Source organism: Mycolicibacterium agri (assembly GCF_002553505.1).
Taxonomy (GTDB): domain Bacteria; phylum Actinomycetota; class Actinomycetes; order Mycobacteriales; family Mycobacteriaceae; genus Mycobacterium; species Mycobacterium agri.
In genome coordinates, this window is the sequence record NZ_PDCP01000078.1 from 1 (window position 1) to 23627 (window position 23627).

The 23627-nt window shown below is 68.7% G+C and carries 25 protein-coding genes; 11 read left to right on the forward strand and 14 right to left on the reverse strand.

Annotated elements, in window-relative coordinates:
• Positions 1 to 255, forward strand: a 255-nt coding sequence (locus CQY20_RS27320) for an IS30 family transposase (protein ID WP_109789746.1), incomplete at its 5' end; no start/stop codon positions are given.
• A gap of 49 nt (positions 256 to 304) precedes the next feature.
• On the opposite strand, the gene whiA is transcribed toward CQY20_RS27320, so the two are convergent.
• The 4 genes from whiA to uvrC are packed head-to-tail and all read right to left on the reverse strand — an operon-like array spanning position 305 to position 5245.
• On the reverse strand, positions 305 to 1282 hold the full coding sequence (gene whiA / locus CQY20_RS27325) for a DNA-binding protein WhiA (RefSeq protein ID WP_097943480.1): 978 nt from the start codon (positions 1280 to 1282) through the stop codon (positions 305 to 307).
• Positions 1279 to 2340, reverse strand: coding sequence for a uridine diphosphate-N-acetylglucosamine-binding protein YvcK (gene yvcK, locus CQY20_RS27330; protein WP_097943444.1), 1062 nt, complete (start codon positions 2338 to 2340; stop codon positions 1279 to 1281). The genes whiA and yvcK overlap by 4 nt, the downstream gene beginning before the upstream one ends.
• A complete protein-coding gene (gene rapZ, locus CQY20_RS27335) occupies positions 2337 to 3266 on the reverse strand; it encodes an RNase adapter RapZ (protein WP_163700303.1) in 930 nt (309 codons plus the stop codon). Before rapZ ends, yvcK begins: the two co-directional genes overlap by 4 nt.
• The gene (uvrC, locus tag CQY20_RS27340) at positions 3263 to 5245 is read right to left on the reverse strand and encodes an excinuclease ABC subunit UvrC (RefSeq protein WP_097943446.1); all 1983 of its coding nucleotides are present in this window, start codon (positions 5243 to 5245) and stop codon (positions 3263 to 3265) included. Before uvrC ends, rapZ begins: the two co-directional genes overlap by 4 nt.
• 50 nt (positions 5246 to 5295) lie before the next feature.
• Here uvrC and CQY20_RS27345 point away from each other — a divergent pair, with 50 nt between their 5' ends.
• Complete coding sequence (locus CQY20_RS27345) at positions 5296 to 7200, forward strand: gamma-glutamyltransferase family protein (protein WP_234816441.1); 1905 nt, start codon at positions 5296 to 5298, stop codon at positions 7198 to 7200.
• A complete protein-coding gene (locus tag CQY20_RS27350; RefSeq protein WP_097943450.1) occupies positions 7197 to 7667 on the forward strand; it encodes a GNAT family N-acetyltransferase in 471 nt (156 codons plus the stop codon). The genes CQY20_RS27345 and CQY20_RS27350 overlap by 4 nt, the downstream gene beginning before the upstream one ends.
• Here CQY20_RS27350 and CQY20_RS27355 read toward each other — a convergent pair.
• The 3 genes from CQY20_RS27355 to CQY20_RS27365 are packed head-to-tail and all read right to left on the reverse strand — an operon-like array spanning position 7654 to position 9901.
• Positions 7654 to 8106, reverse strand: coding sequence for a PH domain-containing protein (locus CQY20_RS27355; RefSeq protein WP_097943452.1), 453 nt, complete (start codon positions 8104 to 8106; stop codon positions 7654 to 7656). The genes CQY20_RS27350 and CQY20_RS27355 overlap by 14 nt on opposite strands.
• Positions 8103 to 8585: a 6,7-dimethyl-8-ribityllumazine synthase gene (gene ribH, locus CQY20_RS27360; protein WP_097943454.1), complete on the reverse strand. Its 483-nt coding sequence runs from the start codon at positions 8583 to 8585 to the stop codon at positions 8103 to 8105. The genes CQY20_RS27355 and ribH overlap by 4 nt, the downstream gene beginning before the upstream one ends.
• Positions 8582 to 9901: a bifunctional 3,4-dihydroxy-2-butanone-4-phosphate synthase/GTP cyclohydrolase II gene (locus tag CQY20_RS27365; RefSeq protein WP_097943484.1), complete on the reverse strand. Its 1320-nt coding sequence runs from the start codon at positions 9899 to 9901 to the stop codon at positions 8582 to 8584. Before CQY20_RS27365 ends, ribH begins: the two co-directional genes overlap by 4 nt.
• 327 nt (positions 9902 to 10228) lie before the next feature.
• Here CQY20_RS27365 and CQY20_RS27370 point away from each other — a divergent pair, with 327 nt between their 5' ends.
• Entirely contained in the window at positions 10229 to 10882 is a 654-nt protein-coding gene (locus CQY20_RS27370) for a VldE C-terminal domain-containing protein (protein ID WP_097943486.1), read from the forward strand.
• A gap of 11 nt (positions 10883 to 10893) precedes the next feature.
• Here CQY20_RS27370 and CQY20_RS27375 read toward each other — a convergent pair whose 3' ends face one another.
• The gene (locus tag CQY20_RS27375; RefSeq protein ID WP_097943456.1) at positions 10894 to 11499 is read right to left on the reverse strand and encodes a riboflavin synthase; all 606 of its coding nucleotides are present in this window, start codon (positions 11497 to 11499) and stop codon (positions 10894 to 10896) included.
• Positions 11500 to 11540: 41 nt separating this feature from the next.
• Between CQY20_RS27375 and CQY20_RS27380 the strand changes: the two genes are divergently transcribed.
• Positions 11541 to 12257, forward strand: a complete 717-nt coding sequence (locus CQY20_RS27380) for an LppX_LprAFG lipoprotein (RefSeq protein ID WP_097943458.1) — start codon at positions 11541 to 11543, stop codon at positions 12255 to 12257.
• The gene (locus CQY20_RS27385) at positions 12257 to 13849 is read left to right on the forward strand and encodes an MFS transporter (RefSeq protein WP_097943460.1); all 1593 of its coding nucleotides are present in this window, start codon (positions 12257 to 12259) and stop codon (positions 13847 to 13849) included. The genes CQY20_RS27380 and CQY20_RS27385 overlap by 1 nt, the downstream gene beginning before the upstream one ends.
• Here CQY20_RS27385 and CQY20_RS34265 read toward each other — a convergent pair whose 3' ends face one another.
• On the reverse strand, positions 13850 to 14071 hold the full coding sequence (locus tag CQY20_RS34265; protein WP_109789751.1) for a hypothetical protein: 222 nt from the start codon (positions 14069 to 14071) through the stop codon (positions 13850 to 13852).
• A gap of 210 nt (positions 14072 to 14281) precedes the next feature.
• On the opposite strand from CQY20_RS34265, the gene CQY20_RS27390 reads away from it, so the two are divergent.
• The 5 genes from CQY20_RS27390 to CQY20_RS27410 are packed head-to-tail and all read left to right on the forward strand — an operon-like array spanning position 14282 to position 19103.
• On the forward strand, positions 14282 to 15331 hold the full coding sequence (locus CQY20_RS27390; protein WP_097943462.1) for an ABC transporter permease: 1050 nt from the start codon (positions 14282 to 14284) through the stop codon (positions 15329 to 15331).
• 2 nt (positions 15332 to 15333) lie between these two features.
• Positions 15334 to 16347, forward strand: a complete 1014-nt coding sequence (locus tag CQY20_RS27395) for an ABC transporter ATP-binding protein (RefSeq protein ID WP_097943464.1) — start codon at positions 15334 to 15336, stop codon at positions 16345 to 16347.
• Positions 16348 to 16406: 59 nt separating this feature from the next.
• Entirely contained in the window at positions 16407 to 16967 is a 561-nt protein-coding gene (locus CQY20_RS27400; protein ID WP_174814631.1) for a type 1 glutamine amidotransferase domain-containing protein, read from the forward strand.
• Between the two features lie 60 nt (positions 16968 to 17027).
• A complete protein-coding gene (locus CQY20_RS27405; protein ID WP_097943466.1) occupies positions 17028 to 18077 on the forward strand; it encodes an ABC transporter permease in 1050 nt (349 codons plus the stop codon).
• A 3-nt stretch (positions 18078 to 18080) separates the two neighbouring features.
• Positions 18081 to 19103 carry an ABC transporter ATP-binding protein gene (locus CQY20_RS27410; protein WP_097943468.1) on the forward strand — a complete coding sequence of 341 codons (1023 nt, stop codon included), beginning with the start codon at positions 18081 to 18083 and terminating at the stop codon, positions 19101 to 19103.
• Here CQY20_RS27410 and ribD read toward each other — a convergent pair.
• From ribD to CQY20_RS27435, 5 genes are read right to left on the reverse strand one after another with little or no spacing between them, the layout of a single operon-like run.
• Positions 19084 to 20085, reverse strand: a complete 1002-nt coding sequence (gene ribD, locus CQY20_RS27415; RefSeq protein WP_097943470.1) for a bifunctional diaminohydroxyphosphoribosylaminopyrimidine deaminase/5-amino-6-(5-phosphoribosylamino)uracil reductase RibD — start codon at positions 20083 to 20085, stop codon at positions 19084 to 19086. The two genes, CQY20_RS27410 and ribD, sit on opposite strands and share 20 nt — an antisense overlap.
• Positions 20082 to 20759: a ribulose-phosphate 3-epimerase gene (gene rpe / locus CQY20_RS27420; RefSeq protein WP_097943472.1), complete on the reverse strand. Its 678-nt coding sequence runs from the start codon at positions 20757 to 20759 to the stop codon at positions 20082 to 20084. Before rpe ends, ribD begins: the two co-directional genes overlap by 4 nt.
• A gap of 4 nt (positions 20760 to 20763) precedes the next feature.
• Positions 20764 to 22158, reverse strand: coding sequence for an RsmB/NOP family class I SAM-dependent RNA methyltransferase (locus tag CQY20_RS27425; RefSeq protein ID WP_097943474.1), 1395 nt, complete (start codon positions 22156 to 22158; stop codon positions 20764 to 20766).
• Positions 22155 to 23084, reverse strand: a complete 930-nt coding sequence (gene fmt, locus CQY20_RS27430; RefSeq protein ID WP_097943476.1) for a methionyl-tRNA formyltransferase — start codon at positions 23082 to 23084, stop codon at positions 22155 to 22157. Before fmt ends, CQY20_RS27425 begins: the two co-directional genes overlap by 4 nt.
• A 2-nt stretch (positions 23085 to 23086) precedes the next feature.
• The gene (locus tag CQY20_RS27435) at positions 23087 to 23623 is read right to left on the reverse strand and encodes a LemA family protein (protein WP_097943478.1); all 537 of its coding nucleotides are present in this window, start codon (positions 23621 to 23623) and stop codon (positions 23087 to 23089) included.
• Between the last annotated feature and the right edge of the window lie 4 nt (positions 23624 to 23627).

Below are 23627 nucleotides of genomic sequence, written 5' to 3' on the forward strand. Positions count from 1 at the left end.
GAGCTCGATATCTACTTCTGCGATCCGCGCTCGCCATGGCAACGCGGCAGTAACGAGAACACCAACGGGCTGCTGCGCCAATACTTTGCTAAAGGCACCGACCTATCAGTGTTCCCGGCCGACTACCTCGACTACGTTGCCGCCCAACTCAACACCCGACCCCGCAAAACCCTCGGCTGGAAGAAACCCGCTGAAGTCCTCGACGAGCTACTCTCAAACCCGCCAAAACCACCCGCTGTTGCATCCACTGCCTGAAATCGCCCCAGGAAAGGTGGGACCTTTGCGTCTGCTGGCGGGAGAAAGGTCAGGCGTCGTCGAGCAGGTCCGGCGTGACAGCCGACTCGGTGTCGGGGATGCCCTCCTGTTTGGCCTTGCGATCGGCCATCGACAACAGCCGCCGAATACGCCCGGCCACAGCGTCTTTCGTCATCGGCGGGTCGGCCAACCGGCCGAGCTCCTCCAGCGATGCCTGCCGGTGCTCGATGCGCAGCTTGCCCGCCGCCGCCAGATGGTCGGGGACGGTGTCGCCGAGGATTTCCAGCGCCCGCTCGACACGGGCCGCCGCCGCCACCGCCGCCCTGGCCGAGCGGCGCAGGTTGGCGTCGTCGAAGTTGGCCAGCCGGTTGGCGGTCGCGCGGACTTCCCGCCGCATGCGACGCTCTTCCCATGTCAGTCGGGTGTCCTGGGCGCCCATCCGGGTCAGCAACGCCCCGATGGCCTCCCCGTCGCGCACGACGACCCGGTCGGCGCCGCGGACCTCGCGCGCCTTGGCGCTCACGCCGAGCCGACGCGCGGCGCCCACCAGCGCCAGCGCCGCCTCGGGCCCCGGGCAGCTGACCTCCAGCGCCGAGGACCGGCCGGGTTCGGTCAGCGAGCCGTGCGCGAGGAACGCCCCGCGCCATGCCGCCTCCGCGTCGGCCACGCTGCCGCCGACGACCTGGGCAGGCAGCCCGCGCACCGGTCGGCCCCGCATATCGAGCAGCCCGGTCTGGCGGGCCAGCGCCTCACCGTCCTTGGCGACCCGCACCACATAGCGGGTGTTCTTGCGGATTCCGCTGGCGGACAACACATGAACGACCGCGTTGTACCCGTACAGGTCGAAAATATCCTTGCGCAGCCGCCGCGCGATGATGCCCAGGTCGACCTCGGCCTCGACGACGACACGGCCGGAAACGATGTGCAGTCCGCCGGCGAAGCGCAGCAGCGACGCCACCTCGGCGCGGCGCGCGCTGACCGAATTGACAACAAGGCGGCTCAACTCATCCTTGACCTCGGCTGTCATCGCCACGGGTCGTCACCTCTCGGTCCGTCAACTGTCCGTGCGGGAGTGGGAACCGTCGGTGGCTGGACGGCACCTCCTCCCGGCTGCATTCCACGCAAGCGCACCCCCTCCAACGCCGCGGCCAACCTCGCCGGGTCATGTAAAGGTGTACCAGGTCTGGACACCTCAGCAAACTGAACCGCAGCACCCAATATGGTCGCGGTGCGCGTCAGCTGCTCCCGCTCGCGCTCACTGGGCACCCGAGGAGCGTCGACAATGATCTCATTCACCGTGAAACCCGGCGCGTGCTGCGACAGCACATGGATATGCCGCTCGACCGAGAAGCCCGCCGTCTCCCCCGGCTCCGCCACCAGGTTCAGCACCAGCGCCCGCCGCGCCGCCGTGGCCTGCAGGGCGGCCGCCAGTTCGGGCACAAGGACGTGCGGGATGACGCTGGTGAACCACGAACCGGGGCCGAGCACGACCAGGTCGGCGCTCATGATCGCGTCGACGGCCTGACGGGTGGCGGGCGGGTCGTTGGGCAGCAGCCGGACCCTGCGCACCTTGCCGGGTGTCGTGGCGATGGCGACCTGACCGCGGATCACCCGACTCATCCGCGGATCCGCTTCCAGCCCAGAGACATCCGCCTCGATCTGCAACGCGATCGGGCACATCGGCAACACCCGGCCCTTGACGCCGAGTATGCGGCCCAATTCATCAAGCGCCGCAACGGGATCGGCGAGCACCTCGTTGAGCCCCGCCAGCAGCAGATTGCCGATGGGGTGACCCGCGAGCGCGCCACTGCCGCCGAATCTGTGCTGCAGAATGGTCGCCCACAATCGCCCATGTGGACTGTCAGAAGCCAAGGCAGCCAACGCCATTCGCAGATCGCCAGGCGGGACCACGTCGAGCTCTCCGCGCAGCCGGCCCGACGAGCCGCCGTCGTCGGCGACGGTGACGACCGCGGTGACATGCGGGGTGAGCCTGCGGGCGGCCGACAGTGTGGCATAGAGGCCGTGCCCGCCACCGAGTGCGACGATGCGCGGCGGACGGTGACCCTCGAGTGGTGCGGGATTCATTCGCGGCCCAGATCCCGGTGGAGCACCCGCACCGTGAGTTGGTCACCGCCTTGCAGCCGTGCCGCGAGCGCCTCGGCCATCGCAACGCTGCGGTGCTTACCCCCCGTGCAGCCGATGGCAACCGTCATGTAACGCTTCCCCTCCCGTCGATACCCCTCGATGACCAGGTCCAGCAGCCGATGGTAGGTGTCCAGGAACTCCGCGGCGCCGGGTTGGCCCAGCACGTACTCGCGCACCGCGGGGTGCTGCCCTGTGTGTCGCCGCAGTTCGTCCACCCAGTGCGGGTTGGGCAGGAACCGGACGTCCATCACCGTGTCGGCGTCCATGGGCAGCCCGTACTTGTAGCCGAACGACTCCACCGTGACGCTGGTGTGGGCGACGGTCTCGCCGCCGAAGGCCCGCTCGATGCTTTCCCGCAATGCGGGCACCGACAGCGCCGAGGTGTCGATGATCAGGTCGGCTGTCGCGCGCACCGGGGCCAACATGGCGCGTTCGGCGGCGATGCCCTCGGCAAGCGTCTGGTTGCCCTGCAGCGGGTGGCTGCGCCGGTTCTGCTCGTAGCGGCGCACCAATATGTCGTCGGAGGCCTCCAGGAACAGCACCCGCGGTGCGATTCCGCGCGTCGCCAGATCGCTACGCACCCAATCCAAGTCGCCGGTGAAACCTCGCGAGCGGACATCCATGACCACCGCCAGCTGGGTGATGCGCGAACCCGCCGCCAAGCCGAAGTCGACCATGCGGGCGATGAGTTCCGGCGGCAGGTTGTCGGCCACGTACCAGCCGAGGTCCTCGAGCACCTTGGCCGCGGTGCCGCGGCCCGCCCCCGACAGCCCGGTGACGAGCACGACGTCGATGCCGCTTTCCGCGCCGCTGCCGCGGGGCGCCTCCTGCCCCCGCAAATCCTCGCCAGTGCCTTGATCCGTCATCCCGATGCCCTGGTCTGATCATCTCCGATTACCGGGGCGGGCGCTGCCGAATCGGGTGTGACCCCGAGCGCTTCCAGGACGGCCTTGGCGGTGGCGACCCCGATGCCGGGCACCGAGGTGATCTCCTCGACGCTGGCCTGCCGCAGCCGGGCCAGCGAACCGAAGTGGGTGACCAGGGCTTTGCGCCGGTGTTCGCCCAGGCCCTTGACGGTGTCCAAGGCCGAGGCGGTCATGCGCTTGGACCGCTTGCTGCGGTGGTAGGTGATCGCGAACCGGTGCGCTTCATCGCGGATCCGCTGCAGCAGGAACAACCCCTCGCTGTTGCGGGGCAGGATCACCGGATCCGGTTCCGCGGGCACCCACACCTCTTCCAGTCGCTTGGCGAGCCCGATCACGGCCACGTCGGTGACACCGAGTTCCTCGAGCACCCCCGCAGCCGCATTGACCTGCGGGGCACCGCCGTCGACGACGAACAGGTTCGGCGGATAGGCGAACTTGCGCGACTTTCCTTCGGCGGTAAGCACAGTGGTGTTCTGCAGGTCCGAGACATGGCGCGCGAACCGCCGTCGCGTCACCTCCGCGATGGACGCCACGTCGTTGGAGCGGCCGTCGCCGGCCGCCTCGCGGATGGCGTAGTGCCGGTAGTCGGATTTGCGCGGCAGACCGTCCTCGAACACCACCAGCGACGCCACCACGTCGGTGCCCTGCACGTGGCTGATGTCGACACATTCGATCCGCAGCGGCGCGTCGACCAGCCCGAGCGCTTCCTGAATGCTTTGCAGCGCAGCTGATCTCGCCGTGAAGTCACCGGCCCTCTTGAGCTTGTGTTGCGCCAGCGCATCCTGCGCATTGCGTTTGACCGTCTCGGCCAACGCGCGCTTGTCGCCGCGCATCGGCACTCGCAACGCCACCCGCGAGCCGCGCAGCTGACACAGCCAGGTTTCGAGCTCTTCGGCGTTGTTCGGCATCACCGGGACAAGGATCTGGCGCGGCACCGGGTTGATGGCCTCGTCGGCCGCGCCGGCCAACGCCGCCTGGTCGCCGTAGAACTGGGTGAGAAACTGTTCGACCAGATGCGCCTGGCTGGAATCCTCGGTGTCGCCGGACTTTTCGACGATCCAGCCGCGCTGACCGCGCACGCGCCCGCCGCGCACGTGAAACACCTGGACGGCGGCCTCCAACTCGTCGTCGGCGAAGGCCACCACGTCGGCGTCGGTGCCGTCGCCGAACACCACCGTCTGCTTCTCCAGCGCGCGCTTGAGCGCGGAGATGTTGTCCCGCAGCCGTGCCGCGCGCTCGAAGTCGAGTTGCTCGGCGGCCGCGTTCATTTCGCGCTCCATGTCGCGCGCCAGCCGATCGGTCTTGCCGGACAGGAAGTCGCAGAAGTCGAGGACGATCTTGCGGTGCTCCTCGGCGGAGACCCGGTTGACGCATGGCGCCGAGCATTTGTCGATGTAGCCCAGCAGGCATGGGCGGTCGATTTGCCTGTGCCGCTTGAAAACTCCTGCCGAGCAGGTGCGTGCGGGAAACACTCGGGTCAGCAGATCAAGCGTCTCGCGGATGGCCCACGCATGGGAGTACGGGCCGAAGTAGCGAACCCCCTTGCGGCGCTTTCCGCGGTAGACCATCAGCCGCGGATACTCCTCGTTGAGTGTGACCGCGAGCACAGGATAGGACTTGTCGTCGCGGTAGCGGATGTTGAACCGCGGGTCGAACTCCTTGATCCAGTTGTATTCCAGCTGCAGCGCCTCGACCTCGGTGCTGACCACCGTCCACTCGACGCTGCCCGCCGCCATCACCATCTGCCGCGTTCGCGGCGCCAGCCCGGAGATGTCGGCGAAATAGGAGTTCAGCCGGCTGCGCAGGCTCTTGGCCTTGCCGACGTAGATCACCCGGCCATGCGGATCGAGAAACCGATAGACGCCGGGTTCGACGGGAATCGACCCGGGCGCCGGTCGGTACGTCGCTGGATCGGGCACGGATCCCAGGTTACTGCCGTGCTCAGACGGAAATGATTTACCGTCGAGTGATGGGGATCCCGTCGCTTCGAAAGCTGGCGGCCCCGCTGGCGGGGGTCGCGTTGGTGCTGGCCGGCTGCGGCACCGGCGAGAACGCCGGGGAGAACAGCGGGGAGAACGCACCCCCTGCCGCGGCGGAGCCGTGCGCGATCGTCGAGAACGGCACGCAGGAACCGGCCACCGGCTACCGCAGGGACATGACCGCGGTGCACACCGCCCGGTACGCGGTGGCCACCGCGAACTCGCTGGCCACCCAGGCGGCGTGCGAGGTGCTCGAGGACGGCGGAACGGCGGCCGACGCGCTGGTCACCGCTCAGGCGGTGCTGGGTCTGGTCGAGCCGCAGTCCTCCGGCATCGGCGGCGGTGGCTTCCTGCTCTACTACGACGCGGGCGCCGACACCGTGCAGGCGTTCGACGGCCGCGAGGTGGCCCCTGCCGCGGCGGACGAGAACTACCTGCGCTGGGTGTCCGACGCCGACCGCAGCGAACCCAAGCCGGATGCCAGGGCCTCGGGCCGCTCCATCGGTGTGCCCGGGATCGTGCGGATGCTGATGGATGTGCACGGCGAGCACGGCAAGACAGCCTGGCGCGACCTGTTCACCCCCGCCGTCACGATGGCCGGCGAGGGCTTCGACATCAGCCCGCGGCTTGCGGCCGCCATCTCCGATGCCGCGCCGCAGCTCAAGCTCGACCCGCAGGCGTCGGCGTACTTCCTCAGCCCCGACGGCAGCGCCAAGGCGGCCGGCGACAAGCTGACCAACCCGGCCTATGCAAAGACGTTGGGCGTCATCGCATCTGATCCGGAGTCTTTCTACACCGGCGACATCGCCGACGCCATCGTCGCCGCGGCCGCCGACACCTCGGGCGGGCGGACACCGAGCCTGATGACGAAGCAGGACCTGGCCGACTACGCCGCCAAGCGTCGCGAACCGCTGTGCACCCCGTATCGGGACAAGGAGATCTGCGGCATGCCGCCGCCCTCGTCGGGCGGCATCGCGGTCGCCGCCACGCTGGGTGTGCTCGAGCACTTCCCGATGAATGAGTACAAACCCACCGACATGGACCGCAACGGCGGCAAGCCGTCGGTGACGGGTGTGCACCTGATCTCGGAGGCGGAGCGGCTCGCCTACGCCGACCGCGACGCCTATGTCGCCGACACCGACTTCGTGCCGCTGCCCGGCGGCACGCCCGACACCCTGCTCAACGGCGACTACCTGGCTGCGCGCGCCACGCTGGTCTCCGAGCAGCGCAGCATGGGCACCGCCGAACCCGGCGAATTCGGCGCGCCCGCGCAGCCCGGCGCGGTGCCCGAGCACGGCACCAGTCAGGTCAGCATCGTCGACGCGGACGGCAACGCGGCCGCCCTCACCACCACCGTCGAGTCACAGTTCGGCTCGTTTCACATGGCCGATGGCTTCGTGCTGAACAACCAGTTGACCGACTTCGCCGCCGAACCCGCCGGACCCGACGGCGTCGCGGTGCCCAACCGCGTGCAGCCGGGTAAGCGGCCGCGCAGCACGATGGCGCCGACGCTGATCTTCGACAAGGACGGCGCCGAGCGCGGGCCGCTGTACGCCACGCTGGGGTCGCCGGGCGGCGCGGTTATCATTCAGTTCGTCGTGAAAAGCATTGTGGGTCTGCTTGATTGGGGCATGGATCCGCAGCAGGCGGTGGGCATGGTGGACTTCGGCGCGGCGAACTCGCCGAAGACCAACGTCGGCGGCGAGCATCCCAACATCGACACCACCGACAACGGCGACCACGATTCGCTGGTGGTCGGGCTGAGGGACTTGGGCCACCAGGTCGACCTCGCCGACCAGTCCAGCGGCTTGTCGGCGATCGTGCGCAGCTCCCCGGGCTGGATCGGCGGCGCCGACCCGCGCCGCGAGGGGTTGGTGATGGGAGACACCCGGTGACCGTACGGGTCACCCGGTTGACGGAGTCGGACTGGCGGCTGTTCGCCGCTGTCCGGTTGCGGGCGCTCAGCGACTCGCTGGGCACCGAGGATCCGCAGTTTCAGCAGGAGTCGTCGTTCACCGCGGCGCAGTGGCGCCGTCGCCTGCGCGAGCACGCGCAGTTCGCGGCGATGCTGAACGACCGCGCGGTCGGACTGATCGGCGCGCAGCAGGAGAACCCCGACACCGTCTACCTGTACTCGTTGTGGCTCGACCCGGCCGCCCGCGGCCACGGTCTGGCGCGGCCGCTCGTCGCCGCCGCCGTCGACTGGGCGCGTGACCGGCAGGCCCGCATCGTCACACTACGGGTCGCGGTGGACAACGCCGTCGCCCGCGGCGTGTACGAAAGCATCGGTTTTCAACCGATCACGGGCAGCCGCAACGACGTTCGCGCGGGCGAACTTGCGATGTCGCTCAGCGTGCGGTGAGGTCGGGCCGGTAGCGCGCCACCAGCGCGCGCACCTTGTCCATCGCCTCGACGGCGCGCTCCTTGTCAACGGCCTGGATCGCCATCAACGCGACGTACTCGTCATCGGGCAGGTCGACCCGCGCCCAGCGCGCGCCTTGTGGAAACGACACGCCGACGATGTCAGACCAGGGAATCAACTTGTCGCCGAAGAAGTTCCGCACCAGCATTCCCTGCGCACCGACTCGCAGCCGCGGCCGCGCGAACGTCAGCACCACACCGGCGATGACGACGCCGAGCAGCGCGATCGCCACCTGGTCGGCGGTGCGAAAGACCACCCCGGTGGACGAAATCTTCAGCAGCACACCGACAGTGACATGTGCGGCCAGAATGACGACCGCGGCCGCATAGGCGAAATACGGTGTCAGGTGCGGCCGTATCTCCAGATCCCAGTCGCTCATGACCGCCGCTGCAGATCACGCAGCGTCAGCGCGGTCGACAGCGCGGCCGCTGCGGCCTGCGCCCCTTTGTCCTCGGTGGAGTCGGGCAGGCCCGCGCGGGCGAGCGCCTGCTGCTCGGTGTTGGTCGTGAGCACACCGTTGGCCACCGGCGTTGACGCGTCCAACGACACCCGGGTCAGGCCCTGCGTCACCGCATCACACACATAGTCGAAATGCGGTGTCTCGCCGCGGATTACCACACCGAGCGCGACGACGGCGTCGTGGGAGGCCGCCAAAGCCTGTGCCACCACCGGGATTTCGATCGCGCCGAGCACCCGCACCACGGTCGGGTTGTCGATGCCCGCGTCGGCGGCGACCTTGCGCGCGCCGTCGAGCAGCGCGTCGCAGATCCGCTGGTGCCAGGTGCTGGCGACAATCGCCAGCGTCAGGCCGGACGCGTCGAGCTGTGGCAGGTCAGGAACACCGGCCGCAGGGCTCATATCGCTCCGCCGACGTCGTTGGGGCGCCGATCGCCCAACAGGTACACGCCCTCTTCGTAGGAGTCCATGGTGACGGCCTCGTGCAACTCGTCCAGGCCGACGAGGTCGTGGCCCATGCGGTCGCGCTTGGTCATCAGATAGCGGATGTTCTCGGCGTTGGCCCGCACGGGCAGCGGCACACGCTCGATGATGTGCAGCCCGTAGCCGTCCAGCCCGACGCGCTTGGCCGGGTTGTTGGTCAGCAGCCGCATCGACCGCACCCCGAGGTCGACGAGGATCTGCGCACCGATGCCGTAGTCGCGGGCGTCGGCGGGCAACCCCAGCTTGAGGTTGGCGTCGACGGTGTCGTCGCCGGCGTCCTGCAATTGGTAGGCCTGCAGCTTGTGCATCAGCCCGATGCCGCGGCCCTCATGGCCGCGCATGTACAGCACCACCCCGCGCCCCTCGCGGGCCACCATCGCCAGCGCCGCGTCGAGCTGCGGGCCGCAGTCGCAGCGGCGGGACCCGAAGACATCACCGGTCAGGCATTCGGAGTGCACGCGAACCAGCACGTCGTGCCCGTCGCCCTGCGGCCCGGCGATGTCGCCCATGACCAAGGCGACGTGTTCGACGTCTTCGTAGATGCTGGTGTAGCCCACCGCGCGGAACTCGCCGTGCCGGGTGGGGATGCGGGCCTCGGCGACGCGCTCGACGTGCTTTTCGTGCCTGCGGCGCCACTCGATCAGGTCGGCGATGGAGATCAACGCGAGGTCGTGCTCGTCGGCGAAGATCCGAAGCTCGTCGGTCTGCGCCATCTCGCCCTCGTCCTTCTGGCTGACGATCTCGCAGATCGCGCCCGCGGGCTGCAAACCGGCCATCCGGGCCAGGTCGACGGCGGCCTCGGTGTGGCCGGGCCTGCGCAGCACCCCGCCGTCCTTGGCGCGCAGCGGGACCACGTGCCCGGGCCGGGTGAAGTCGTCGGCGACGCTGTTCGGATCGGCGAGCTTGCGCATCGTCGTCGCCCGGTCCGAAGCCGAAATCCCGGTGCCGATATCGGTTTTCGCGTCGACGGTGACGGTGTAGGCGGTGCCGTGCTTGTCCTGATTGAGGGCATACATCGGCAGCAGGCCGAGCTTGTCGCAGATCGCCCCGTCAAGTGGGACGCACAGATAGCCAGAGGTGTAGCGCACCATGAACGCGACGAGTTCGGGGGTGGCCTTCTCGGCGGCGAAGATCAGGTCGCCTTCGTTTTCCCTGTCTTCGTCGTCGATGACGACGACGGCCTTCCCCGCTGCGATGTCGGCAACCGCCCTTTCGACGGAGTCCAACCTCGTCATCATCGCCACCTTCACCGGTTCCAGTCACTTGCCGGGACGCGCCGCTCCCGCCCATCAGGACCGGAACCATCGCCGTTGTCTTCAGTATGAACCACGACGAAGGTGCGATTATTGCTCGCCTGGTCCGCAAACCGGTCCGCAGGTGTGTGATGCGGCACATCCGGTCGGTGCTGCGAGCCAGCTCACGCTGATCTCACTGCGCCCATTCTTCGCTGGCCCGGCCCGCCCTTATTGTCGCCCGCGCAGATTATGGGTGACCCGGTGCCGGGCGACCTCAAATTCCAAGTTGGCCATAAGCCGCCGGTCACGGCCGTAAAGTCCTTGTTCGTGCGCAGTGATCTGTTGGGCAACGGCAGGGGCCGGTGCCTGGCGGTAGTGGTCTCCGTCGCGGTCGCGGCGGTATTGCTGCACGGGCAGATCAAGGACGACCAGCGCAGCGGGCAGAACACCGCCCCGGCACCGGCGTCGCCGTCAGCCCAGGCCGGCCCGCCGAACACGGCCAGCCCCGCCGAAGCGCAGTTGCTGGCCGCCAACGCCCCCGTCGCGGCCGCGAACTTTCAATTCGCGCTGCCCCCCGGTGTCGCCCCGGAGGACGGCCTGCAGGTCAACACGATCTGGGCGGCGCGCGCCATCAGCGTGATGTTCCCCGAGATCAAGACGATCGGCGGCTACCGCCAAGACCCGTTGAAGTGGCATCCGAACGGGCTGGCGATCGACGTGATGATCCCGAACCACCACTCCGATAAGGGCATCGAGCTGGGCAATCAGATCGCCGGCCTGGCGTTGGCGAACGCGCAACGCTGGGGCGTCATTCACGTCATCTGGCGTCAGGGCTTCTACCCCGGCATCGGCGCGCCGAGTTGGACCGCGGACTACGGCAACGAGACCGCCAACCATTACGACCACGTGCACATCGCCACCGTCGGCGGCGGCTACCCCACCGGGCAGGAGACGTATTTCATCGCCTCGATGCGCCGCTGACCCGAAACCCCCTACGACTCGGGCGCATCGCGCGACATCAACCGTTCGACGTATTTCGCGATGATGTCGACTTCCAAATTGACCTGCGCACCGACGGGCGCACTCCCGAGCGTCGTCGTCTCCAATGTGGTGGGAATCAACGACACCTCGAACCAGTCGTGGCCGAGCCCGGACACCGTCAACGACACGCCGTCGACGGTGATGGATCCCTTCTCGACGACGTAGCGGGCCAGCGAGGTGGGCAGGGCGATCCGCACCACCTCCCAACGCTCGGACGGGGTGCGCGCAATCACATGGCCGGTGCCGTCCACGTGTCCCTGCACGATGTGCCCGCCGAGGCGACTGTTCACCGCCGCGGCGCGTTCCAGATTCACCCGGCTGCCGACGCCGACGCCGCGCAGGCTGGAGCGGTCCAGCGTCTCTTTGATCACATCCGCGGTGAAGCAGCCGTCAGCCTGCACCTCCACCACGGTCAGACAGACACCGTTGACGGAGATGGAGTCGCCGTGGCGCGCATCGGCGGTGACGACGGGCCCGCGAATGGACAACCGGGCGGCATCTCCGAAGTCTTCTTTACCGACGACCTCACCCAGCTCCTCAACGATTCCGGTGAACACGCCAAACAGGGTACGCAGATAGACCCTCTACGATTGCACTCATGCAGACGCGCCCCAAAAACGCAGTCCGACCCCTCTGGCCAATTCTCACCGCACTTTTCGCAGCCGCAGTACTGCTCGCAGGCTGCTCATCGTCGTCGGAGAAGTCGACTGAATCGCTGCCGGACGCGGAGACACTTCTCAAGGACTCCACCACCGCGACGCAGAACCTGAAAAGCGTCCACCTCACTCTCACCGTTGACGGCGAAATTCAGAACTTTCCCGTCAAGACCCTCACCGGCGATCTGACCAACGTTCCCGCTGTCGCCGGTCAGGGCAACACCAAGCTGACCTTCCAGGGCAGTGACGTCGACGCCAATTTCGTCGTGATCGACGGCACCCTGTATGTCGCTCTCTCCGGGGACAGCTATATCGATATGGGGCCTGCCGCTGACGTCTACGACATCGCGGCCATCCTCAGTCCCGACCGCGGACTGGCCAACGTGCTGGCCAACTTCACCGATGCGAAGTCCGATAGCACCGAGACCATCAACGGTGTGGAAACCGTGAAGGTGGTCGGCAAGGTCAACGCCGATGCGGTCAACAAGATCGCGCCACCGATCAAGGCGACCGAACCGGTGCCAGGCACCGCGTGGATCGCCAAGGACGGCGATCACAAGTTGGTGCAAGCGAAATTGGAACCGTCGGAAGGAAACAGTGTCCAGATGACACTGTCTGATTGGGACAAGCCCGTCACCGTTACCAAACCCGCCGTTTGATGCACGCGGCGACGACGACCCACACGAACCGCAGCCGCAGAATCGCGATCAGCGCGGGCGCGCTCGCCGTGCTGCTCGGTGCGCTCGACACCTATGTCGTGGTGACGATCATCCGCGACATCATGTCCGACGTCGGGATCGCGATCAACCAAATTCAGCGCGTCACGCCGATCGTCACCGGCTATCTGCTCGGCTACATCGCCGCGATGCCGTTGCTGGGCCGCGCCTCGGACCGGTTCGGCCGCAAGATGCTGCTCCAGGTCAGCCTCGCGGGCTTCGCAGTGGGCTCGGTCATCACCGCGCTGTCGACAGACCTGACTGTCCTGGTCGTCGGGCGCGTGATCCAGGGTGCGGCCAGCGGCGCGCTGCTTCCCGTCACGCTCGCCCTTGCGGCCGACCTGTGGGCCGCGCGCAACCGGGCGGGCGTGCTCGGCGGAATCGGGGCCGCCCAGGAGTTGGGCAGCGTGCTGGGCCCGATGTACGGCATCGCGCTGGTGTGGATCTTCCACCACTGGCAGGCCGTGTTCTGGGTCAACGTGCCCCTGGCCGTCATCGCGATGGTGATGATCCACTTCAGCCTGCCGACACGGATGAAACCCGAGAACGGCGAACGAGTCGACGTCATCGGCGGAGTCCTGCTGGCGATCACCCTCGGGCTGATCGTCGTCGGCATGTACAACCCGGCGCCCGACGGGAAACAGGTGCTGCCGCCATACGGCTTGCCGCTACTGGTCGCGGCGCTGGTCGCGGCCGTGGCGTTCTTCGTGTGGGAACGCATGGCCAAGACCCGGCTGATCGAGCCGGCCGGGGTGCGCTTCCGGCCGTTTCTGGCCGCGCTCGGCGCCTCGCTGACTGCGGGCGCCGCGCTGATGGTGACGCTGGTCAACGTCGAACTGTTCGGTCAGGGCGTGCTGGGACAGGACCAGAACGAAGCGGCGTTCCTGCTGCTGCGCTTCCTGATCGCGCTGCCCATCGGCGCGCTGGCCGGCGGCTGGATCGCCACCCGGGTCGGCGACCGCGCCGTCGCGTGCGCCGGGCTGCTGATCGCAGCGGTCGGCTACTGGCTGATCGCGCAGTGGCCGGTCGACCTGCTCGCCGCCCGCCACGATCTGGGCTTCATCAGCCTTCCGGTGCTCGACACCGACCTGGCGATCGCCGGCATCGGGCTCGGGCTGGTGATCGGCCCGCTGACGTCGGCGACCCTGCGGGTGGTGCCAGCGGCCCAGCACGGCATCGCGTCCGCCGCCGTGGTGGTGGCGCGGATGATCGGCATGCTGGTGGGCATCGCGGCGCTCAGCGCCTGGGGCCTCTACCGGTTCAACCAGATCCTGGCCGAACGGTTGGCGGCGTTGCCCCAGCCCGACGCGGATTCTCCGCTGGCACGGGCCGCCGCGGCCGCTGCCCGGTTCCAGAAGGCCAGCGTCGAAGCGTTCGCGGCGCAATACGGGGAGATGTTCGGCATCACCGCGATCGTGTGTGTCGTCGGTGCGCTGTTGGGGCTGCTCATCGCCGGGCGTAACGAGCACGCCGACGAGCAGGAAGCCGCTAGGAGCTTGATCAAAGAGGCCGCGCCGGCCGTCGAAGGGCGCTGATCAGCAGCGTTCGAGGCCGCGCGGCAGCAACGCCGGTTCGGCGGTGGCCGTGGCGTTATCCGCGTCATTGACCTCGGCGGGCGCCTTGTCGGCGGCTACGCCAAGGTCCGCGGTGTCGCCGTTGTCTCGGCCGGTGGCACCGCGCAACGCGCACACGACCGCCTTTACGGGGGTCCTGGGGTCGAATGGGCGAATGTTGAGCCAGTCCTGCAATGCAGTCACGCTCGATTCCTCTTGTTCGTGCTCACCTATGCGCAAACTCGACGGTGATAGCGCGATATTCCAGGCTTGATGCCCGATGCCGCCAAGTCTACCGGCCCCAGCCAACAGCTCGGCGGCTAGAACCACCGGTAATCCACAGTAGTTTTCGTCACATCTGTCCGGTTGTGGCAAAGGCCTCCGCAGGCGGCGGGCCGTCGGTAGCGTCACCCCATGTTGCGTGTGACCCTGCGCGACCTGCAGTGGCGGCGACGCCGCTTCCTCATCGCGATCGTCGGGACGAGCCTGGTGTTCGCGATGACGCTGGTGCTCACCGGCCTGTCCAACGGCTTCCGCGTCGAGGCCAACCAGACCGCCGACGCGCTGGGTTTCGACACCTATCTGGTCCGGACCGGGCCCGCGGGCCCCTTCATCGGCTCACCGCCGTTCCCGCAGAGCGAGGTCACCACGGCCGCCCGGCTTCCCGGCGTCACCGCCGCCGTGCCGCTGGTCTACACCGCGACGACCGTGCCCGACGGGGACTCGACCCGCAACGTCAACGTGTTCGGCGCGCCGGCGCAGGGCCCCGGGATGCCTCCCATTGCCAGCGGACGCGCCCCCGCAGGGGCCGAGGAAGCCGCCGTATCGAGCACGCTCGGCGTTGAGATCGGCGATGACATCGAAATTGGTTCGAGCGCAATACGAATCGTTGGCATCGTCGATGATTCGACCGCGCTGGCCGGCCAGCCCAACGTGTTCCTGACCGTCGCCGGAGCGCAGCAGATGGGCTTCAACACGCAGCCCATCGTGACGTCGATCGGCATACGAGGCACGCCCGCAGCGGTGCCCGACGGCTACCGCATCATCGACCGGGCGGGCGCTGTCGCGGATCTGATGCGTCCGATGACCGCCGCGGTTGCGGCGATCACCATGATCGCGGTGCTGTTATGGGTCGTCGCGGCGCTCATCGTCGGCTCCGTCATCTACCTGTCCGCGTTGGAGCGCACGCGGGACTTCGCGGTGCTGAAAGCCGTTGGCGTGTCGACACCTTCGGTGCTGGCGGGGCTGTGCCTGCAGGCGGTGATCGTCGCCGTGGTGGCCGCGCTGCTTGGCGGGCTGCTGTCGCTGGTGCTCGCGCCGGTGTTCCCGATGCGCGTCGAGGTGCCGACGTCGGCGTTTCTGCTGTTGCCGCTGATCGGGGTGGCCGTCGGCCTGCTGGCCAGCGCCGCGGGGATGCGCCGAGCCGTGACGATCGATCCGGCGCTGGCGTTCGGGGGGCCCTGACCATGGGCGATCTGCGCATCAGCGACCTCGTGGTCGAGTACTCCAGCGGCGGTTACGCCCTCCGCCCGATCGACGGCCTGAGCCTGGACGTGGCGGCCGGGTCGCTGGCGCTGCTGCTCGGTCCGAGCGGTTGCGGGAAGACCACGCTGCTGTCCTGCCTCGGCGGCATTCTGCGTCCGACGTCGGGGCGCATCGTGCTCGACGGCGTCGATGTCACCGCACTCAACACCAGCGCGCTGACGCTGTATCGGCGCCGCACGGTGGGCATCGTGTTCCAGGCGTTCAACCTGCTCGCCAGCCTCACGGCGCTGGAGAACGTCATGGTGCCGTTGGATGCCGCGGGGCTGGGTAATCGCGAATCCCGCCGCCGCGCCGAAGAACTGCTCGAGGCCGTCGGGCTGAAGGACCGGATGCGTCACCGTCCGGGTGACCTCAGCGGCGGCCAGCAACAACGCGTCGCCGTCGCCAGGGCGATCGCCCTCGATCCCCCGCTGATCCTGGCCGATGAACCGACGGCGCATCTGGACTTCATCCAGGTCGAGGAGGTGTTGCGGCTCATCCGCGAACTGGCGAGCGGTGAACGCGTCGTCGTCGTCGCCACCCACGACACCCGGATGTTGCCGCTGGCCGACCGCGTCGTGGAGTTGGTACCGCATGTGGCCGCGACGGACCGGCCACCCGAAACCGTCCAGCTGGCTGCGGGTTCGGTGCTGTTCGAACAGGGCTCGATGGGTGATTTGATCTACGTCGTCAGCGAGGGCGAGTTCGAGATCGTTCGTGAATTGTCCGGCGGCGGTGAGGAACTGCTGCGCACCGCCACCGCAGGCGACTACTTCGGCGAGATCGGAACGCTGTTCGGGCTGCCCCGCTCGGCGACCGTGCGGGCGCGCACCGACGCGCAGGTGGTGGGCTACACGGCCAAAGCCTTCCGCGCGCGTCTCGGACCCGCCGGGGTGCGCGATGTCATCGAGGGCCGCGAATTGCCCGTCGGTGCGCAGGAATTGCCCGCACCCTGATTGCCTCCCCTGCGACGTGGGTATGCGGCCGCAGAGCAGTCGAGTGGAAAGAGGCAGATATGGCAACGACTTTGGCAGGTAAGCGCATTGCGTTCTTGGTGGCGCCGGAAGGCGCCGAGCAGGTCGAGCTGACCGAGCCATGGAAGGCCGTCGAACAGGCCGGCGGCACGCCTGAACTGGTGTCGACGGAGGTCGGCAAGGTTCAGGCGTTCAACCATCTGACCCCGGCCGACACGTTCGAGGCCGACAAGGCCGTGGACAGCGTGACTGCGGCCGAATACGACGGCCTGGTGCTGCCCGGCGGCGTGGCGAACCCCGACATCCTGCGCACCCAGGCCGCGGCGGTGCACTTCACCAGGAGTTTCTTCGACACCGGGCGGCCGGTGGCGGCAATCTGCCACGCACCCTGGACGATGATCGAGGCCGACGTGGTGCGCGGTCGGATGGTCACGTCGTGGCCAAGCCTGCGCACCGACCTGGTGAACGCGGGCGCCAACTGGGTCGACGAAGAAGTGGTGGTGTGCTCGCGCGGCCCGAACACGTTGGTGACCAGCCGCAAACCCGACGACCTGGCTGCGTTCTGCAACACGCTGGTGGGCACCTTCGCCGCGGGCCGCTGACTATGGGCCGCGTCGGCGAACCGGGCCCGTCGCGGGGCGCGCGTCGGTAACGTCGGCCACATGCTGTTCGCCGCGCTGCGTGACATGCAGTGGCGGAAACGACGCTTCGTCATCGCGACCGTGTCGACCGCGATCATCTTCGCGATGACGCTGGTGCTCACCGGGTTGGCGAACGGGTTTCGGGCCGAGGCGCAGCGCACTGTCGACTCGCTCGGTGTCGACGTGTTTCTGGTAAAAGAGGGCGCCTCGGGGCCGTTCGTCGGCGCGACGCCGTTCGCCCCGACGGATCTGCGCCGGATCGCCGTCATGCCCGGGGTGCAGGAGGCCGCCCCGCTGGTGTACGCCGGCGGCACGGTGACCCTCGGAGACGAAACCCGCAACGCCGACCTGTTCGGCGCACCCGAACACGGGCCGGGAATGCCGCAGATGTCGCAGGGCCGCCCGCCGGCGACACCCGCTGAGGTCGCCGTGTCCAGCACGCTCGGTCGCAACGAGGGCGAAGACATCGAAATCGCTTCGCAGCGGCTGCACATCGTCGGCATCGTCGAGAACTCCACGGCGCTGGCCAATCTGCCCAACATCTTCCTCACCACCCAAGGCGCCCAGCGCCTGGTGTACGGCGGCCAACCGCTGGTCGCGTCGATCGGCATTCGCGGCGCGATTGAACAGGTGCCAGCGGGGTACACGGCGATCGACCGCGACGCAGCGATCGCCGATCTGCTGCGCCCACTCAAGGTCGCGGTCAACTCCATCACGATCGTGGCAGTACTGCTGTGGGTGGTGGCCGCGTTGATCGTCGGATCGATCATCTATCTGTCAGCGTTGGAGCGGTTGCGGGATTTCGCGGTGTACAAGGCGATTGGCGTTCCGACGAAGTCCATCGCGGCCGGGTTGGCGTTGCAGGCCATCGTGGTGGCACTGTCGGCCGTGGTCGTGGGCATCGCCCTTTCGGCGCTGCTCGCGCCGATCTTCCCGATGCAGGTGATCGTGCCCGGCTACGCCTACGTGCTGCTACCGGTCGTCGCGGTGGTGTTCGGACTGGTAGCCAGCGCCACCGGCCTGCACCGTGCCGTCTCGGTCGACCCCGCCATGGCATTCGGGGGTCCTTGAGCCATGGGCGATCTCAGCATCCAGAACCTCGTCGTGGAGTACAGCAGCGGCGGGTACGCCGTTCGCCCGCTGGACGGATTCAACCTCGACGTGGCCGCCGGATCGCTGGTGATCCTGTTGGGCCCCAGCGGATGCGGCAAGACCACGTTGCTGTCCTGCCTCGGCGGCATCCTCAAACCGGCTGCGGGAGCGATCAAATTCGGCGATGTCGATGTCACCTCCCTCGACGCCAAGCAGCTGTCGCGATATCGCCGCGAGAAGGTGGGCATCGTGTTCCAGGCGTTCAACCTGGTGCCCAGCCTCACCGCGCTGGAGAACGTCATGGTGCCGCTGCGCGCCTCGGGGATGTCGCGACACCAGGCGCGGGAGCAGGCCGCAGAACTGCTGGCACGCGTCGGGCTGGCGGATCGGGCCAGCCACCGGCCAGGCGATCTCAGCGGCGGGCAACAGCAGCGGGTAGCGGTGGCGCGGGCGATCGCGCTCGATCCGCCGTTGGTGCTGGCCGACGAACCGACGGCCCATCTCGATTTCATCCAGGTCGAGGAGGTGCTGCGGCTGATCCGCGAACTGGCCTCCGGTGACCGGATCGTCGTGGTCGCCACCCACGACAGCCGGATCCTGCCGCTGGCCGACCGCGTCGTCGAACTCGTGCCGGAGTTCGCCGAGACCAACCGGCCGCCCGCCACGGTGACGTTGGCGCCCGGCGACGTGTTGTTCGAGGAGGGCACCATGGGTGACTGCATCTATGTGGTGTCCGAGGGTGAGATCGAGCTCGTGCGCGAATTGTCCGGCGGCGGCGAGGAATTGATCTGGGTTGCCGAACCCGGCGACTATTTCGGCGAATTGGGCCCGCTGTTCCACATGCCACGGTCGGCCACGGCGCGGGCCCGCACCGACGCCACGGTCATCGGGTACACGGTGGCGGCGTTTCGGGAACGCCTCGGCGTCGGCGGAATCCGCGATCTGATCGAGCACCGCCCGCTGCCCACCGCCGACGAGGCCGCGGCTACTCAGGAACCAGACTGAGCAGAACGTCGGGTCCGATGGACTCGATCCCGTCGAATCGCCAGCGCTGCGCGTGCGCGATCGACAACACCCCCACGTCGTCGACCGCAGTTATCGGGCCGCCCAACAGGATTGGCGCGATGTAGGCCAGGATCCGGTTGATCACCCCGGCCCGCAGGAACGCTCCCGCCAGCGTCGGACCGCCCTCGACGAGCACGTCGGTGCGATCCGACAGCGCCTTGATCACCTCGTGCGGGTCCCTGGTGCGGATCAGCATCGTGCGGCTGTCGTCGTTGAGCACGTTGGCGTCCGAGGAGATTTCGCGCTCCCCCACGACCACCCGCAGCGGTTGCCGTTCGGCCAGGCTGCCGTCGGGCAGGCGCGCCGTCAGCGTGGGGTCGTCGGCAAACACGGTGCCGGTGCCGACCACGATGGCATCGCAGGCGGCGCGGCGGCGATGCACGTCCGCGCGGGCGGCCTCGCTGGTGATCCACTGGCTGCTGCCGTCGGCAGCGGCGCTGCGGCCGTCGATGCTCGTCGCGAATTTCCAGGTGACGTGCGGCATCCCGGTGCGCTGCTTGTGCAGCCACTCCCGCAGCGTGCCGCCCGCGACCTCGTCGGCAAGCACCCCGGCGGTGACCTCGACCCCCGACTCGGCGAGGCGGGCCGCTCCCCCGGCGGCTACGGCGTTCGGGTCGCCGACCGCATACACCACCGCCGAAATACCCGCTGCCAGCAGCGCATCCACACACGGCGGGGTTCGGCCGTGGTGATTGCACGGCTCCAACGTCACCACCGCCGTGCCGCGTGCGGCGCGGTCGCCCGCCTCACGCAGCGCCATCACCTCGGCGTGCGGGCCTCCGGTCGGTTGGGTTGCCCCGACGCCGGCGACCTCGCCGTTGCGGTCCAGAATGACCGCTCCCACAGGCGGATTCGGGTAGGTGCCGCCCTTGACCTTCTCGGCCTGCTCGATGGCCAACCGCATGGCGGCGTCGACATTCATAGCCGAAGGTGTTTTGACGCGGCCGCGGCCTTCTTGCGCAGCGCGTCGACAGCGGCGGCGGGATCGTCTGCGCTGTACACCGCCGAGCCCGCCACGAAACAGTCCACACCGGCCTCGGCGGCCTGCTCGATGGTGTCGGCGTTGATGCCCCCGTCGATTTCGACCAGGATCGTCAGCTCGCCTTCGTCGACGAGCCTGCGCGCGATGCCGACCTTGGGCAGCACCTCCGGGATGAACTTCTGCCCGCCGAACCCGGGCTCGACGGACATGATCAACAGCGTGTCGAACTCGGGCAGGATCTCCAGGTACGGCTCCAGCGGTGTGCCCGGCTTGACCGAGAGGCCCGCCTTGGCGCCCGCGGCGCGGATGTCGCGGGCCACGCCAACGGGATTGTCGGTGGCCTCCGCGTGGAAGGTGACGTTGTAGGCGCCGGCCTCGGCGTACGGCGGCGCCCACCGGTCCGGGTTCTCGATCATCAGATGGCAGTCCATCGGGATGTCGGTCGTCGGCAGCAGCGCCTCGACCACAGGCAGGCCGATGGTGAGGTTCGGCACGAAATGGTTGTCCATCACGTCGACGTGCACCCAGTCGGCGCCTTTGACGGCCGCGACCTCGTCGGCCAGCCGCGCGAAGTCGGCGGCCAGGATCGATGGTGCGATGAGCGGTCGTGACATGCGCTCACCCTACTTTGAAGGCGGCCGCGAACATCGCATCGGTGCCGTGCCGATGCGGCCACAGCTGCACGTGGGGCCCGTCGCCGAGGCGGTCGACCCCGTCGAACAAGGGCCGGGTGTCGAGCGCGGTGACGGGGTGGCGGCGCAGCGCGTCGGCCACCACCCCGACCGTCTCAGACAGATGCGGCGAGCACGTCGCGTACAGCACGACGCCGCCGGGCCTGGTCAGCCGGATCGCCGAGGCGAGCAGTTCGCGCTGCAGCCGCCCCAGCGGCGGCACGTCGGCCGGTTGACGGCGCCAGCGCGCCTCGGGTCTGCGCCGCAGCGCGCCCAGCCCGGTGCACGGCGCGTCCACGAGCACCCGGTCGAATTGCGGCTCGAGCCCCGGATCACGACCGTCGACGCGCAGCACCTCGACGGGCAGGCCGCGGGTGTTCTGCTCGACGAGGTCGGCGCGCCGCGCGTTCGGTTCGATGGCAATGACCCGGCCGCCGGACTCCGCGGCGGTTGTCTTTCCGCTGCTCGCGTGCGCGACAAGCGCCGCAAGCAGGGCCGTCTTGCCGCCCGGGCCTGCGCACAGGTCGAGCCAGCGGCCCGCGTCCCCATCGACAGGTGCCAGCGCCAGCGCCCTGGCCACTAGCTGGCTGCCCTCGTCCTGGACCAGCGCCGCGCCGTCGCGGACCGGGTCGAGCGCCCCGGGGTCGCCGCCAGCGAGGTAGACGGCGTACGGCGAATAGCGTCCGACGGTGCCGTCGACGGCTTCAGCCAGTTCCGCCGCGGTCAACACGCCGGGGCGGGCCGCCAGGTGAACGACCGGCCGCTCGTTGTCGGCCGCAAGTAGCGCCTCCAGCTCGCCGGCGTCCCTGCCGAGCGCGTCGGCGAACGCCTGGGCCACCCACCGCGGATGGGCATGCATGAACGCCAGGTGCCCAACGGGGTCGGAGTCGGCGGACGGGGCGAGCTCTTCGAGCCACGACTGCTCGTCGCGGGCGGAGATGGTCCGCAGCACGCCGTTGACGAAACCTGCTCGCGCCGAGTCGAATTCGATGGCGGCCTGTTCGACGGTGGTGGACACGGCGGCGTGCGCGTCGACGCGGGTGCGCAGCAGTTGGTAGGCGCCGAGGCGCAGCAGGTCGAGCAACACCGGGTTGATGCGTTCGGGTTCGCGGCCGGCGGCGCTGGCGATGACGGCGTCGAGGATGCCGCGGGTGCGGCACGCGCCGTAGGCCAGTTCGGTGGCGAACGCGGCGTCGCGGCCGGTGATACCGCGTTCCCGCAGTAGCGTCGGCAGCACCAGGTTGGCATAGGCGTCGCGCTCCGAGACCGCCCGCAGCACATCGAAAGCCGCCCGCCGGGCGGGGTCGAGCGGTTTGCGGCGCGACCGGCGTGGCTTGGTCATGACGCGGTCGCGGACTCGTCGAGACGGGCCCCGCGCGCCCAGTCGGCCGCGTTCATCTGCTTCTTGCCCGGCGGCTGGACCAGGCCCAGCAGCACGGGCTGCGATGCGGTGCCGACCCGCACACCGGCGCGGTCCACTCGAATTACGCCTGGCGGCAACGGGTTTGCCGTCTCGTCGATGGTGACGGGCCCGAGTTTGATTCTCAGGTCGCCCACCATCGTCCAGGCGCCGGGATTGGGGGTGACGGCCCGGATCCGCCGCTCGACGACATGGGCGGGCAGATCCCAGCGCACCCGGGCGTCGTCGACGGTGACCTTGGGTGCGACGCTGACGCCCTCCGCCGGTTGCGGCACCGGCGTCAGCGTGCCGTCGGCGATGCCGTCGAGCGTCCTTTCGAGCAGCTCCGCGCCCGAAATCGCAAGCCGCTCAAGCAGATCTCCCGCGGTGTCGGTCGGCCGGATCGTCTCGGTGATCACCCCGTACACCGGCCCGGAGTCCAGCGCGGGCTCGATCTTAAACGTGGTGGCTCCCGTGACGGTGTCTCCGGCGGCGATGGCGGCCTGCACCGGCGCCGCGCCCCGCCACGCGGGCAGCAGCGAGAAATGCAGGTTGATCCACCCGTGCCGGGGCACGGCGAGCAGGCTGTCGCGAAGCAGCGCGCCGTATGCGACGACCGCACACGCGTCCGGCGCCAAAGCGGCCAGCTCCGCGACGAATTCGTCGGAGTTGGGCCGCTCGGGCCGCAGCACCGGGATGCCGCTGTCCAGCGCCAACCGCGCGACCGGGGACGGCGCCGGTTTGGCCCGGCGGCCCGCGGCGGCGTCCGGCCGCGTCAGCACGGCGATCACGTCGTGGCGCGGGGATTCGATGAGCCTGCGCAGCGACGGAAGCGCGGGTTCGGGGGTGCCGGCGAAGACGATGCGCATGCCTAGCGCGGCACCTGGTAGTACTCCCGCTCCGCCACGCCGGTCAAGGGCGCGACGAACATCCACGGGATGGTGGTCAGCAGTCGGTTCAGCGTGGCGGCCGCGTCGTTGTAGTACTGCCGCGCGAACGCCAGCTTGTTCTCGGTGTCGGCGAGGTTCTCCTGCAGGTTCAAGAAGTTGTTCGACGAGTTCAGCTGCGGGTAGCTCTGCCCGAGCGCCAGCAGCGAGGCCAGCGCCGAGTCGAGTCGTTGCTCGGCGGCGCTGCGCTGCGCCACCGACTTGCCCGAGGTCGCCGACGTCAACGCCGCTCGCGCATTGGTCACGTTGTCGAGGATGCCTTTCTCATGGGTCGCAAATGTCTGCACCGTGTGCACCAGGCTCGGTATCAGCGCCGCGCGGCGGGTCAACTCCACGTCGATCCCGGACAACGCTTCGGCTACCCGGATGTCTGCCCGGCGAATCTTGTTGTAGCCGAGGACGAAGCCGATCAGCACCAGCACCGCCAGCACCAGCACGATGACCAATAGCAGGTTTACCATGATC